We start from the raw sequence: 14276 nt of genomic DNA, 5'->3' as shown, positions 1-14276 counted from the left end.
TGTGCTCGCCGGACATTCATGACACCCCCGGGATTTCCCGGGTTTGACCGACATCGTGAGCAACGATAGGTTGAACATGAAACCGTAAGCAACTCGCTTGCGGAGCCTGTTCAGCGAGTCCCCCAACATGAACATCGACGTGACTTCACACGATTCGCTCGAACGAATCGCCGATCTGGTGCGTCAGCAACATAATTCCCTCGACACCACGCTGCTTTCGCCGGTGGATGGATTCCAGACCCGGACAGTCACGCTCGAAACGCTGATGCGCGAAGTGACGGAATGTCTTGCCGAGAGCTTTCGGCATCGCCCGGCGCAGGATTTTCCCATGCTTTATTTTGCATGCGGCAAGGCGCGGGTCGGATCGACGGCCCTGAGCAATTTGTTCGGCATGACCGGGATGCCCTCGTATTATCAACCGCTGAAGGCCATGCTGCGCGATTCGCTCGTCGGCAAGGCGCTGACACCGTGGATCGTGCCGTCGGCGGCCGATGAGCCGAATATCTTCAGCAAGGAGACGATCGGGCCCTACGTGCTCGCCGAGAGCCTGTTCAATCCACTCAAGCTGCTGATCGAGGCAGGCTATCCGCGGCACCGGCTGCACCTCATCGCGCTCGACCGCGAGCCGGCCAGCGCGCTGGCGTCCTGGCTCGAGAAGCTGATCTCGCGCGCTCCTGAAAGTACGCTGTTGGCGCACTATGTCGTCGCCGCACTCAGCGCAGTCCGGGTCGCAAGCTACGCCAGGCAACAGGGCGTTCCGGTCACGCATTACGTCTACGAGGTGAGCAAGGAGGCGGTATCGTCGGTTCGAGTCCTGTTCGACCGCCTCGGCATTTCGGGCAGCTTTACCGAAAATGCCGTGACCTCATGGCGGGAGCCGGGTCAGGAGCAGGCGAACAACGCGCGCGTCATCTTCCCGAGCGAAGCGGCGATCTACAAGGTGCCCAATCTGCACACCTCGGATAGCGCCTATCGCTACCAGCGCCGCGTAACGACCTCGCTGAGCCAGGCCCAGCTGGACGTCTTGGAGCGCTGCGGCGTCAACGATGCCTATCGCGCCTCGGTTGCGGCATGCGTTCGCGATCTCGACCTGAATGCAGCGACGTCGGCGCACCTGTTCGGCGAATGGCTCGCTACGGCCGCGTGATCACCATGCTCGACGTTCCCGCGACCGCCGAGCCAGCCTTTCCTGGAACGGTTGACGACAAGCCGAGCCGCGCGACTGCCAGCCACCTGCGGCGCCTGGAGGCAGAAAGCATCCACATCCTGCGGGAGACGGCGGCCGAGTTCCGCAAGCCGGTCATGCTGTATTCGATCGGGAAAGACTCTTCGGTGCTGTTGCATCTGGCGATGAAGGCGTTTCATCCCGGCAGGCCGCCGTTTCCCATGCTGCATGTCGACACGACGTGGAAGTTCCGGGAGATGATCGCATTTCGCGACATGCGCGCGCGCGAGCTTGGCCTCGATCTGATCGTCCACACCAACAATGACGGATTGAGCCAGGGCATTGACCCCTTCACCCACGGCTCGGCCCGTTACACCGACGTCATGAAGACGCAGGCGCTCCGACAGGCGCTGGACCTCCACGGCTTCGACGCCGCGATTGGAGGAGCGCGGCGCGACGAGGAGAAGTCGCGCGCCAAGGAGCGCATCTTCTCGCATCGCAGTGCGGCGCATCGCTGGGACCCGAAGAACCAGCGGCCAGAGCTGTGGAGCCTGTACAACACGATGCTCGCGCCGGGCGAGAGCATGAGGGTGTTTCCGCTGTCGAACTGGACCGAGCTCGACGTCTGGGACTACATCCTGCTGGAGGACATCCCGATCGTTCCACTCTATCTGGCGGCGCCGCGTCCGGTGGTCGAGCGCGACGGTGCGCTGATCATGGTGGATGACGAACGGATGCCGCTGCGTTCGAACGAGGAGCCGCGCTGGCGCTCCGTCAGGTTTCGCACGCTCGGCTGCTATCCCCTCACCGGCGCGACGACCTCGACGGCGGCGACCCTGCCGGAGATCGTTCGGGAGATGATGGCCTCGCGCACCTCCGAGCGGCAGGGTCGCATGATCGACCGGGACAGTCCCGCATCGATGGAGCGCAAGAAAGCGGAAGGCTACTTCTGATGTCCTATCACGAGGCCCCCGCGATCGCCGCCTCCGATGCCCCGCGGCTGGATCAGGACGACCGCCCGACGCTGCGCTTCGTCACCTGCGGCAGCGTCGATGACGGCAAGAGCACGCTGGTCGGCCGCCTGCTCTACGATTCCAAGACGCTGCTCGACGATCAGCTCGACGCGCTCGCCTCCGAGAGCCGGACCGTTGGCACGACCGGCGGCGATCTCGATTTCGCGCTGCTGGTCGATGGCTTGCAGGCCGAGCGCGAGCAGGGCATCACGATCGACGTCGCCTACCGGTTCTTCGCCACGCCGTTGCGCCGCTTCATCGTCGCCGACACGCCGGGACATGCGCAATATACCCGCAACATGGCGACCGGAGCCTCCAACGCCGATCTCGCCGTGGTTCTGGTCGACGCGCGCAAGGGCGTGATCTCGCAGACGCGGCGTCATAGCCACATCCTGTCGCTGCTCGGCGTCCGCCACGTCGTCCTCGCCGTGAACAAGATGGATCTGATCGGATTCGACGGCGGTCGCTTCGCGGCCATCACCGCCGAATATCTGACGCTGGCCGGGCAGCTCGGCATTTCCCAGGTCCAATGCATCCCGGTGGTGGCGCCCGACGGCGACAACATCGTCGCCGCGAGCACGCGGATGCCCTGGTACAGCGGGCCGACCGTCACGGCCTATCTGGAATCGGTGGACGTGTCCGGCGACATCTCGCAGCGGCCGTTCCGGCTGCCGGTGCAATGGGTCAACCGGCCGCATGCGGATTTTCGCGGCTTCTGCGGCCGAATCGCCAGCGGAACGATCCGGGCCGGCGACGCCGTTGCCGTGCAGCCCTCGGGCCGTCAAACCCAGGTCGCGCGCATTCTCACGCCCGGCGGCGAGCGCGATCGGGCTGCGGCGGGCGAATCGGTGACGCTCACATTGACGGACGAGATCGACGTCAGTCGCGGTGACGTGCTGACAGCGGGGTCCACACCACAGATCTCGGACCAACTGGCGGCCCATCTCGTCTGGTTCGATGACCAGGCCATGGTCGCGAGCCGGCGCTACGTTCTCAAATGCGGCACGGCTTCGATCGGCGCGGTGATCACGTCGCTCGAGCACCGCATCTCAATCGACACCATGGCGCAGGAAAGCGGCACGACGCTCGATGCCAACCAGATCGGCCAGGTCCATCTCCGCCTCGACCGCCCGCTGGTATTCGAGGCCTATCGCGACGACCGCGACATGGGCAGCTTCATCCTCATCGATCCGATCAGCCATCGCACGGCTGCCGCCGGGATGATCGATCTCTCGCTGAGCCGCGCAACCAACATTCACCGCCATCGACTCGCAGTCGACAAGTCGGTGCGTGCGCGGCTCAAGCAGCAGCGGCCCTGCGTGCTCTGGTTCACGGGCTTCAGTGGAGCCGGCAAATCGACGATCGCAGATCTCGTCGACCGGCGCCTTGCCGAGCTCGGACGCCACGCCGCGCTGCTCGACGGCGACAATCTCCGCCACGGCATCAATCGCGATCTCGGCTTTTCCAGCGCGGAGAGAATGGAAAACGTCCGGCGTGTCGCGGAGATCGCGGCGCTGTTCGTCGATGCCGGCATGATCGCGCTGGTCGCGCTGATTTCGCCGTTCCGTAGCGAGCGCGCACTGGCGCGGCAGCGGGTCGAGACGAACGAGTTCATCGAGATCCATGTCGCGACGCCGCTTGCCGAATGCGAGCGTCGCGACCCCAAGGGCCTCTATCGCAAAGCGCGCGCGGGCGAGCTGACAGGCTTCACCGGGATCGATGATCCCTACGAGGCACCGCAAGCGCCGGAGATCAGCATCGACACCTCGGAACTGTCCAGCGAGGCGGCCTGCGAACGCATCATCCGCTATCTCAGAGACAATCACTATCTATAGCGGCGTGCACCAGCGCGGAGCTTCGCAGGCATCAGAAGTCGGAGGCGATGCCCTTGCTTTCCCAATCGCCATAGCGGGTGGGCTCCGGTCCCTTCGGTCCCTGAAGCTCCTTCGGCCGCGCCTTGGCTTCGGCCGCCGCGGCTTGCCGCCGCACCTCGGCTTCAGCCAGCGCACGCTGGGCTGCGGGCGGCAGCGGCTTACGATCGGGAACGGGAGGCTGGTCACTCATGGTCCGGCTTATTAGCGCAGGACGGCCCGCGGCGCGACGTCCAATAACGCATTCCTGAAATCGGGCCCAAAGGGCTGAAAAAGCCGGAAGCGATTCTTACATTTGGCATATTCGCGTGCCAAAGATGAGCTGGTTAAGGCATGCGCCCATCGCGGCGGAACTGCCGCTCGCTCAGAACCTTGCTTCCGCATGCCATCTCAACGTTTCGTTCCTCCGTCCGAAGTGCCCGGTCTTGCGGCGCGGCGGATTGCCGCCGACATCGTCGACGGCGTCCTGCACAAGCACCGCACGCTTGACGACCAACTCGACGGCGGCGGCGCCCATCCCGGACTGAAGACGCTGGCCGACCGCGACCGCGCGCTGATGCGGCGCCTGGTCGCCACCGTGCTGCGCCGGCTCGGCACGCTCGGTCATGTGCTGTCCCGGCTGCTCGACAAGGGCATTCCCTCCGATGCACCGCGTGCGCAGAGCGCGCTGTTGATCGGCGCCGCGCAGATCCTCTGGATGGACGTGCCCGATCACGCCGCCGTCGATCTCTCCGTTCGCCTCGTGCAGTCCGACCGGCGCGCTGCGCGCTATGCCGGCCTCGTCAATGCCGTGCTGCGCCGCTGCGCGCGCGAGGGCAAGGCCCTGGTCGAGGAAGTTGCCACGCAATCGCTGGATCTGCCGCCTTGGCTGCTGGCGCGCTGGAGCGCACATTATGGTGAGGCGACCGCAAGAGACATGGCGCTCGCGCTCGGCCACGAACCGTCGCTCGATCTGACCGTGAAGTCGGATGCCGCGCAATGGGCAAGCCGCCTGCATGGCGAGACGCTGCCGACCGGGACGGTGCGGATGCTGCTGCATGGCTCGGTGACCATGCTGCCAGGCTTTGCCGAGGGACAATGGTGGGTGCAGGACGCCGCCGCTGCGCTGCCGGCCCGGCTGTTCGGCGACATCAAGGGCAAGTCCATCGCCGATCTCTGCGCCGCCCCGGGCGGCAAGACCGCGCAGCTGGCACTTGCCGGCGCCCATGTCACGGCCATCGACCGCTCGCCCGCCCGCGTGGCGCGGCTGCGCGAAAACCTCGGGCGGTTGTCGCTGCAGGCCGAGACTGTCGTCGCTGACGCCGTGGAATGGGCCGGCCCCACCGAGGCCTTCGACGGCGTCTTGATCGATGCGCCCTGCACCTCGACTGGCACGATCCGCCGTCATCCCGATGTGGCATGGCTCCGGCAGGAATCCGACATCGCCGCCCTGACCGCGCTCCAGCAGCGGCTGCTGCGCAAATCGCTGTCGCTGCTCAAATCCGGCGGGACGCTGATCTACTGCACCTGTTCGTTGGAACCCGAAGAGGGCGAGCAGGCCATCGCCGCGCTGCTGGCCGCAGAGCCCGCGCTTCGCCGTGTCCCGATCGAGGCGTCGGAGGTCGCAGGTCTCGACGAAATCCTCACCGCGGAAGGCGATCTGCGCACCCTACCGAGCCATCTGCCGAATGCCGATCCCAAGCTTGGTGGGCTCGACGGATTTTACGCGGCCCGGCTTGTTAAATCCTGATTTTGCACTGGATTTTGCAACCTCGATGCTGATTCGCGCCGTTCAAGGTGGTGTCAGCCGTCCGATTTTGGGATTAATAAGGATTCGTCGGAATCCTCCTCTCCCCTTCAAGGCAAGGCGTGTCGGTCGCTCAACGCAGACGTATCTCGACGCTGGTGATGAACCGCTTCGCGCGGAACATGCTCGCGCGTGCGAGCGGCGGGCCGGTGGCGATGTCGCGGGTCTGGCCCAGCCGGACCGACCGGCTCATCATCGCGCCGCATGACCTGCGCACCGCGGATGCGACCCGCGCCGCCGAGATCTATGCCGGCCGCTTCGTCTTCGCCGGCAAGATCGTCAATTGCCACGGACGCTCGATCTTCGATCTCGAACCGCCGTCCGAGGATTGGGAGGTCGCGCTGCTTGGCTTCGGCTGGCTGCGGCACTTACGTGCCGCCGACACCGCGCTGACGCGGGCGAACGCGCGCGCGCTGGTCGAGGACTGGATCTCGAATCCAGCCAACAAGCGCCGCCAGGTCGCGCGGCGCGCCGACGTGCTGTCACGGCGCGTGATCTCGCTGTTGTCGCAGGCGCCGCTGGTGCTCAATGACACCGACAACAAGTTCTACCGCCGCTACCTGCGCGCCCTCGCACGCGAGATCCGCTTGCTGCGCTACACCATGCTCGACATTCCCGACGGGGTGCCGAAGCTCCAGGTGCTGATCGCGCTGTGCTATGCGGCGCTGTGCCTCGCCAACCAGGCGCGCCACATCCGCAGCACCTCGAAAAAGCTCTCCGACGAATTGCAGCGGCAGATCCTGCCCGATGGTGGACACATCTCCCGCAACCCGGGCGCCCTGATCGACCTCCTGATCGACCTGTTGCCGCTACGGCAGACCTTCGCGGCGCGCAACATCGCGCCGCCGCCGGCGCTGCTCAACGCGATCGACCGTATGATGCCGATGCTGCGCTTCTTCCGTCACGGTGACGGCAATTTTGCGCTGTTCAACGGCATGAGCGCGACGCCATCCGACCTGCTTGCGACGCTGCTCGCCTATGACGACACCCATGGCGCACCGATGGCGAACATGCCGCATACCGGCTTCCAGCGTCTCGATGCCGGCCAGACCACGCTGATCATCGACACCGGCCCGCCGCCGCCGGCCGGCGTCAGCCACGACGCCCATGCCGGCTGCCTGTCGTTCGAACTGTCCTCCGGCATCAGCCGCATCGTCACCAATTGCGGCATGCCGACCACGGGCCGCGACAATTGGCGGCCGTTCGCCCGCGGCACCGTGGCACATTCGACACTGGCCTATCACGACACCTCCTCATGCCAGTTCGTGGAGATGTCGGCGATGAAACGGCTGTTGCACGGCGCGCCCGTCACCAGCGGCCCGGTGGAGGTCGAGAGCTATCGTGAAATCGTGCCGAACGGCACGCTGCTGACGACCTCGCATGACGGCTATCTCTCTAAATTCGGCGCGATCCACCGCCGTGTACTGATGATCGCCAATGACGGCGCTCGCATCGACGGCGAGGATACGCTGTCGCCGCCGCAGGGCGGGCGCTTCAAGGGCGCGGATGCCGATTTCGCGCTGCGCTTCCATCTGCATCCGGCGGTGAAGGCGAGCCGCCTGTCGGATGCCCGCGGCGTCATGCTGGTGCTGCCGAACCGCGACGTCTGGACCTTTGAAGCATTGGACGACAAGGTCGATCTCGAAGACAGCGTGTTCCTGGCCGGCAATGACGGGCCGCGCCGCACCGCGCAGATCGTGATCCGACAGGATGCGCGGCAGGCCCCGTCGATCCGCTGGAGTTTTGTCCGTTCCACTGCCTCGCCGGCGGTGACCAATGCCCGAAGAAATGCGCGGCGGGAGCCGGAACTGCCGCTATAGACGCCCGTATTTCAGCCCTATCTGGTCGTTGTGAAGGGCGCCGAAAACTGCTAACCAGCACGCGCTCGCGCGACTGGCGACCTTGGATGGAGCACCATCGGGAAGCGCGAGATACGCCTGCCGCGCGCCTGGGCATAGACACTCCTTAAGACAGAGGATCTTGCTCATGACTGACCATCCCCGCCGCGTCACCCGCGCTCTGCTCTCCGTTTCCGACAAGACCGGCCTGATCGAGTTCGCAAAGGCGCTTGCCGCGCACGATGTCGAGCTGGTCTCGACCGGCGGCACCGCCAAGGCGATCGCCGCCGCCGGGCTCAAGGTGAAGGACGTCTCCGACCTCACCGGCTTCCCCGAGATGATGGATGGCCGGGTCAAGACGCTGCATCCGAAAGTGCATGGCGGCCTGCTCGCGATCCGCGACAACGCCGAGCACGCGTCTGCGATGAAGACCCACGGCATCGCGCCGATCGATCTCCTCGTCGTCAATCTCTATCCGTTCGAAGCAACTGTCGACAAAGGCGCCGGTTTCGAGGATTGCATCGAGAACATCGACATCGGCGGCCCCGCGATGATCCGCGCCGCCGCGAAAAACCATGACGACGTCGCCGTCGTGGTCGAGGCCGACGACTACAAGGCCGTGCTCGACGAGCTCGCCGCCAACAACGGCTCAACCACGCTGAAGCTGCGCCGGCGCCTTGCGGCAAAGGCCTATGCCCGCACTGCGGCCTATGACGCTGCGATCTCGAACTGGTTCAACCGGCAGCTCGAGATCGACGCGCCGGATTTCCGCGCCTTCGGCGGCAGACTGATCCAGTCGCTGCGCTATGGCGAGAACCCGCACCAGACCGCTGCGTTCTACGCGACGCCCGACAAGCGCCCGGGCGTCTCAACCGCACGGCAGCTGCAGGGCAAGGAGCTCTCCTACAACAACATCAACGACACCGATGCGGCCTATGAGTGCATCGGCGAGTTCGACGCCAAGCGCACCGCGGCCTGCGTCATCGTCAAGCACGCCAATCCCTGCGGCGTCGCGGAGGGCGCGAACCTCGTCGAGGCCTATCGCAGGGCGCTGGCCTGCGATTCGACCTCGGCGTTCGGCGGCATCATCGCGATGAACCGTCCGCTCGACGCCGACACCGCGCGCGAGATCACAAAAATCTTCACCGAGGTGATCATCGCTCCCGACGCCAGCGAAGAGGCGATCTCCATCATCGGCGGCAAGAAGAACCTCCGCCTGCTGCTGGCCGGCAGCCTGCCCGACCCGCGCGCGCCGGGCCTCACCGCCAAGACCGTGGCCGGCGGTCTGCTCGTACAGAGCCGCGACAATGCCGTGGTCGACGACATGACCTTCAAGGTCGTGACCAAGCGTGCGCCGACCGAGGCCGAAATGCGCGACCTGAAATTCGCATTCCGGGTGGCAAAACACGTCAAGTCCAACACCATCATCTACGCCAAGGATCTCGCCACCGTCGGCATCGGCGCGGGCCAGATGAGCCGGGTGGACTCGGCCCGGATCGCGGCGCGCAAGGCGCAGGATGCCGCCAATGAGCTGAAGCTTGCCGAGCCGCTCACCAAGGGCTCGGTGGTGGCGTCGGATGCGTTCTTCCCGTTCGCCGACGGCATGCTCGCCTGCATCGAAGCCGGGGCCACCGCGGTGGTGCAGCCCGGCGGCTCGATGCGAGACGACGAGGTCATCAAGGCCGCCGACGAGCACGGCATCGCCATGGTGTTCACGGGAACGCGGCACTTCAGGCATTAAGGTCGCCGTCATTCCGGGGCGCGCCACTTGGCGCGAGCCCGGAATCCATTTCTCCGCATGACACGCTGCACGATAGATTCCGGGCTCGCGCTCCGCGCGCCCCGGAATGACGGCGAGCTGCGGCTACTTCCGCACCCGCATCAACAGCGCTAGTCCCGCGACGAAAAACACCACCAACACCGCCATGCCGGCTTTCTGGCTTGCCGTCGCGGCGGTGATCATGCCGATCAGTAGCGGGCCGATGAAGGACGTCACCTTCCCGGTCAATGCGAACAGGCCGAAGTACTGCGCGATGCGATCCTTCGGCGCGAGGCGGATCAGCAGCGTGCGCGAAGCGGCTTGCAGCGGGCCGCCAGCGGCGCCGATGAGACAGCCCAGCACCAGATAGGCGCGCTCCGCGGCGCTCGAGAACAGGGCCGCACCCGGCTCGGGCGGCGCGACCTTGACGAACAACACACTGTCCTTGTCGACCAGCAGGATCGCCGCCACCGACAGCAGCAGGATCAGCAGGCTGCCTGCGATCACGCGCTTCGGCCCGAGATGATCGTCGAGCTTGCCGCCAAACCATGCGCCGAACGCACCGGCGATCGCGAGCATGATGCCGAACGTGCCGATTTGAATCGTGTGCCAGCCGAAGGTGCCGGCGGCATAGATGCCGCCGAACGCAAACAGCGACACCAGACCATCGGTATAGATCATGTTGGCGAGCAGGAACGCCGCAAGCGATTTCTGGTGCGGCAGACTCTTGATCGACTGCTTCAGTTCCGACAATCCTTCGCGCAGCGCCTCGCGCACCGGAAGCTTCGCGGGATAATCCGGCGTGAACAGGAACATTGGCGTCACGAAGATGATGAACCAAAGCCCTGTCAACGGCCCGGCAGCACGGTCGCCCTGATGAGTGACGGGATCGAGCCCGAATAGCGGCGTGAAGCCGAGCAGCGTGCGGCCGGTCTCGGGATTGGCGGCGAGCAGGCCGAGCACGATGATCAGGCTGACGATGCCGCCAATGTAACCTGTTGCCCAGCCGGTGCCGGACAGCCGCCCGATGCGCTCTGGCGGCACCAGGGTCGGCATCATCGCGTTGTTGAAGACGGTGGCGAATTCCGCACCGACGCTGGCGAGCGCGACGGCGGTGAGCAGCGGCGGAATGATGGCGTATTCACCGGGCTTGCCGATCCACAGCGTGCAGGACGCCAACACCAGCACTGTGCCGAAACCTGCGATCCATGGTTTCCTGCGGCCCGAAGCATCCGCGATCGCCCCGAGCACAGGCGACAACAACGCGATCGCAAGACCCGCGGCCGCCATCGCAAAGCCCCACAGCGATTGGCCGGTAGCCGGATTTGGAGCGATGGCGGTCGCGAAATAGGGCGCGAATACGAAGGTCGTGATCAGCGTGAAATAGGGTTGCGCGGCCCAATCGAAGAAGATCCAGCTGACGACGGCGGCACGCGGCGGATAGGTCCGCGGCACACCGGCCATGCGCACATCCGGGGCGATCGTCGTCATCACGCGGTCCTCATCACGAACAGTTTTGCCTCTCTCGGGGCAAACCGTATAGCATTGCCGTGACGCGTGTGAACTGGCCCGGGGGCGCAACGGGAATTTTGATGATGTCGTCATATTCGACGCGGCGGACATTTTTCGCCGTCATAGCCGCTTTGGCGCTCGGTCTCGCCCCCGCGACGGCTCAGGATGCGCGGCGGGGCTATGTCCCGCCCGCGCGCGATACAATGCGTGCCGTCGCTGCCGAGCACGGCATGGTGGTGGCGCAGGAGAGGATATCCGCGCAGGTCGGCGCCGACATCCTGCGACGTGGCGGCAATGCCGTCGATGCCGCGGTCGCCACCGGCTTTGCGATGGCCGTGACCTATCCGCGCGCCGGCAATGTCGGCGGCGGCGGCTTCATGGTGATCCATTCCGCCGACCGTAATGAAGACATCACGATCGACTATCGCGAGACCGCCCCGGCCGCGACCACGCCGCAGATCTTTCTCGGACCGGATGGCAAGCCTGACGCGACCAAGTCACGCGATTCCGCGCTCGGCGTCGGCGTGCCCGGCACCGTCGCAGGTCTCACGCTCGCATTGGAAAAATACGGCTCCGGCCAGTTCACGCTGGCGCAACTGCTCGAGCCGGCGATCGCACTCGCCCGCGACGGCTTTGTCGTCAGCGACGATATCGCCGATACGCTGCCGAGTTGGCACCGGCGGCTGGCGCGCTGGCCTTCCTCGGCCAAAATCTTCTCGCGTCCCGACGGCGCGCCGCTTGGCGAGGGCGACAGGCTGGTGCAAGCCGATCTCGCCGCAACGCTGTCGGCCGTCGCCGCACAGGGGTCGCGCGGCTTCTATGAGGGGCCAGTTGCGGAAAAGCTGGCCAAGGCCGTCTCTGAAGCCGGTGGCATCATGACGCCAGCCGACCTGAAGGCCTATCAGGCGGTGATCCGTGCGCCGGTGCGCGGCAGCTATCGCGGCTACGACATCGTCTCGATGCCGCTGCCCTCGTCCGGCGGCGTGGTGCTGGTGGAGACGCTCAACATCCTCGAAGGCTTTCAGCTCGCCGATCTGAAGCAGGGATCGCCGGCATCGCTGCATCTCTTGATCGAGGCCATGAAGCGCGCCTATGCGGACCGTGCGCGCTATCTCGGCGATCCCGCCTTCGTCAACGCACCGATCGAAACGCTGACCGCGAAGGACTACGCCGCCAAGCTGCGCGCAGGCATCTCCGCCGATCGCGCCACGCCTTCGAAAGAGCTCGTTTCCGCTGCTGCTGCGCCGCGCGAAGGCAGCAACACCACGCACTTTTCCGTCGTCGACGGCCGCGGCAACGCCGTCAGCAACACCTATACGCTGAACTTCAGCTATGGCGTCGGTCTCGTTGCCGACGGCACCGGCGTGCTGCTCAACAACGAGCTCGACGACTTCACCGCGGCGGTGGGCGCTTCCAATGCCTATGGCCTCGTCGGCTTTGAGGCCAATCTGCCTGGGCCTGGAAAACGCCCGCTGTCGTCGATGTCACCGACCATCGTGCTGCGAGGCGGCAAGCCGGTGTTGGTGACGGGCTCGCCTGGTGGCAGCCGCATCATCTCGACCGTGCTCCAGGTCATCGTGAACGTCCTCGACTACAAGATGGATGTGGCTGCTGCCGTTGCTACACCGCGGCTGCATCACCAATGGCTACCGGACGAGGTGCGCGTCGAGAGCGGCTTTCCCGGCGATGTCCTGTCCGAGCTGAAGGCGATGGGCCATCTCATCGTCGAGCCCATGGGACAGACATCGGCCAATTCAATTCTCGTGACTCGGAACGGGCCACTCGGCGCGCCAGACCCACGCACGCGAGGCGCAGAAGCAGCGGGCCAGTAACCACGTCGTTTGCATGGCACGGCAGCGCGGGCTGGGCGGCTCGCAGAGCCGAACCCGGGATCTCGCTGAAAGTACCTTACCGCCCGACCTGATATGGCCCGCCCTTTTCGAGCGCGCGTGCATACGCTGGCCGCGCGTGGATGCGCTCCAGGAACGCCATCGCCTTGGGGTGGCCCTGCTCCAGCCCGCCGCGCGCTTGGGCTGCTTCCAGCGGAAAGCTCATCTGGATATCGGCGGCGGTGAATTCGCTGCCCGCGAACCACTCGCTCTTGCCGAGCTCGCCTTCCCAGTAGTCCATGTGCTGCTTGAGCTGCGGATTGACCAGCGCGGTCAGCGCCTGGTTGCAGACCTTGCGGACCAGCGGGCGGAGCAGCGCCGGCGCGCGCTTCGGCATCAGCGTGAACAGCAGCTTCAAGAGCAGCGGCTGCATCGCCGACCCTTCCGCGTAGTGCAGCCAATAGGTGTAGCGCAGACGTTCCGGCGTGTTCGGCGGCGGGATCAGCCGACCATTGCCGTAGGTGGCGATGAGATACTCGATGATCGCGCCAGACTCGGCGATGGTGTTGCCGTTGTCGGTGATGACCGGCGACTTGCCGAGCGGATGGATGGCGCGCAGCTCCTTCGGCGCGCGCATATCCGGCTGGCGCTGATAGCGCACGATCTCGTAGGGCACGCCCAACTCCTCGAGCAGCCACAGCACGCGCTGCGAGCGGGAATTGTTGAGGTGGTGAACGGTCAGCATCGCGCAGGTCCCCAGCTTGGCTTGGTCGGTTGCGCCGTTGGTGCCAGCCCGGGCACGCAATGTCGAGCCATCGGTGCGGATATTTTCACCCGGGTATATTGACGCCGGGAATTTACCCGGGTATTAAAATTGCCAACGCGATCAATCTGGCAATGATTCCAATGCAAACGACCTTCACAGCCTTCATCGGCCAGCGCCGGCTGGCCTCGGGAGCGGCGGGCGACGTCGCACTCGCGGTCAAGCGGGCGGGGTCGCAGCCGGACCAGCCGATCATCATTTTCGACGACGGGACGGGGCGGTCGATTGATTTCGACCTGCGCGGCGAGGATCACGAGGTACTGGCGCGGCTGGCCAAGCTCATGCCGCCGCCACCGACCGAAATCAGCGAACCGCCGAGCGAGCCGCGCGGTCGAGGCCGGCCGAAGCTCGGTGTGGTCGCGCGCGAGGTGACTTTGCTGCCGCGGCACTGGGAGTGGCTCAACGCGCAAGCCGGCGGCGCCTCGGTCGCGCTACGCAAGCTGGTCGACGAGGCCAGACGCGCCAGCGGCGACAAGGACCGCGAGCGGAAGGCGCGCGATGCAGCTTATCACTTCATGTCGACCATGGCCGGCAACCTGCCGCAGTTCGAGGAAGCCTCGCGCGCGCTGTTCGCGGATGACAGGCGGCGCTTCACCGGGCTGATCGCCGACTGGCCGACTGACATCCGCGATCACATCGTCAAGCTCGCCTACAGCGACCGCGCTTAAGGCGCGCGCAGC

At 65.6% G+C, this 14276-nt stretch carries 11 protein-coding genes and 1 riboswitch; of the genes, 8 read left to right on the top strand and 3 right to left on the bottom strand.

All coding sequences use genetic code 11. The annotated features are described in order from the left end of the window. Positions 1 to 127: 127 nt before the first annotated feature. From XH85_RS02235 to cysN, 3 genes are read left to right on the top strand one after another with little or no spacing between them, the layout of a single operon-like run. Positions 128 to 1147, top strand: coding sequence for a sulfotransferase family protein (locus XH85_RS02235; protein ID WP_128930549.1), 1020 nt, complete (start codon positions 128 to 130; stop codon positions 1145 to 1147). Further along, positions 1126 to 2118 (top strand): sulfate adenylyltransferase subunit CysD, encoded by a 993-nt coding sequence (cysD, locus tag XH85_RS02230; protein WP_128930548.1) that lies wholly within the window; start codon positions 1126 to 1128, stop codon positions 2116 to 2118. Before XH85_RS02235 ends, cysD begins: the two co-directional genes overlap by 22 nt. Then, positions 2118 to 4013 (top strand): sulfate adenylyltransferase subunit CysN, encoded by a 1896-nt coding sequence (gene cysN, locus XH85_RS02225; protein WP_128930547.1) that lies wholly within the window; start codon positions 2118 to 2120, stop codon positions 4011 to 4013. The genes cysD and cysN overlap by 1 nt, the downstream gene beginning before the upstream one ends. 31 nt (positions 4014 to 4044) lie before the next feature. Here cysN and XH85_RS02220 read toward each other — a convergent pair whose 3' ends face one another. Beyond that, positions 4045 to 4242 carry a DUF1674 domain-containing protein gene (locus tag XH85_RS02220; RefSeq protein WP_128930546.1) on the bottom strand — a complete coding sequence of 66 codons (198 nt, stop codon included), beginning with the start codon at positions 4240 to 4242 and terminating at the stop codon, positions 4045 to 4047. Positions 4243 to 4431: 189 nt separating this feature from the next. On the opposite strand from XH85_RS02220, the gene XH85_RS02215 reads away from it, so the two are divergent. From XH85_RS02215 to purH, 3 genes are all read left to right on the top strand, one after another. Next, complete coding sequence (locus tag XH85_RS02215) at positions 4432 to 5778, top strand: RsmB/NOP family class I SAM-dependent RNA methyltransferase (RefSeq protein WP_128930545.1); 1347 nt, start codon at positions 4432 to 4434, stop codon at positions 5776 to 5778. Positions 5779 to 5936: 158 nt separating this feature from the next. Continuing rightward, complete coding sequence (locus XH85_RS02210) at positions 5937 to 7655, top strand: heparinase II/III family protein (protein WP_164940048.1); 1719 nt, start codon at positions 5937 to 5939, stop codon at positions 7653 to 7655. 59 nt (positions 7656 to 7714) lie between these two features. Beyond that, positions 7715 to 7796, top strand: a riboswitch (ZMP/ZTP riboswitch). Positions 7797 to 7821: 25 nt separating this feature from the next. Continuing rightward, complete coding sequence (purH, locus tag XH85_RS02205) at positions 7822 to 9414, top strand: bifunctional phosphoribosylaminoimidazolecarboxamide formyltransferase/IMP cyclohydrolase (RefSeq protein ID WP_128930543.1); 1593 nt, start codon at positions 7822 to 7824, stop codon at positions 9412 to 9414. A gap of 123 nt (positions 9415 to 9537) precedes the next feature. Here purH and XH85_RS02200 read toward each other — a convergent pair whose 3' ends face one another. Then, positions 9538 to 10923 carry an MFS transporter gene (locus tag XH85_RS02200; protein WP_128930542.1) on the bottom strand — a complete coding sequence of 462 codons (1386 nt, stop codon included), beginning with the start codon at positions 10921 to 10923 and terminating at the stop codon, positions 9538 to 9540. Positions 10924 to 11024: 101 nt separating this feature from the next. Here XH85_RS02200 and ggt point away from each other — a divergent pair, with 101 nt between their 5' ends. Next, on the top strand, positions 11025 to 12776 hold the full coding sequence (ggt, locus tag XH85_RS02195) for a gamma-glutamyltransferase (protein ID WP_128930541.1): 1752 nt from the start codon (positions 11025 to 11027) through the stop codon (positions 12774 to 12776). A 76-nt stretch (positions 12777 to 12852) separates the two neighbouring features. Here the strand turns inward: ggt and XH85_RS02190 are convergent, their stop codons facing one another. After that, positions 12853 to 13518 (bottom strand): glutathione S-transferase family protein, encoded by a 666-nt coding sequence (locus tag XH85_RS02190; RefSeq protein ID WP_036038860.1) that lies wholly within the window; start codon positions 13516 to 13518, stop codon positions 12853 to 12855. 161 nt (positions 13519 to 13679) lie between these two features. Here XH85_RS02190 and XH85_RS02185 point away from each other — a divergent pair, with 161 nt between their 5' ends. Next, complete coding sequence (locus tag XH85_RS02185; RefSeq protein WP_164940046.1) at positions 13680 to 14264, top strand: DUF2239 family protein; 585 nt, start codon at positions 13680 to 13682, stop codon at positions 14262 to 14264. Positions 14265 to 14276: the final 12 nt, after the last annotated feature.

Origin of the sequence: Bradyrhizobium zhanjiangense (assembly GCF_004114935.1) — a bacterium.
Lineage (GTDB): Bacteria > Pseudomonadota > Alphaproteobacteria > Rhizobiales > Xanthobacteraceae > Bradyrhizobium > Bradyrhizobium zhanjiangense.
This window is presented reverse-complemented; position numbering and strand designations above follow the sequence as displayed.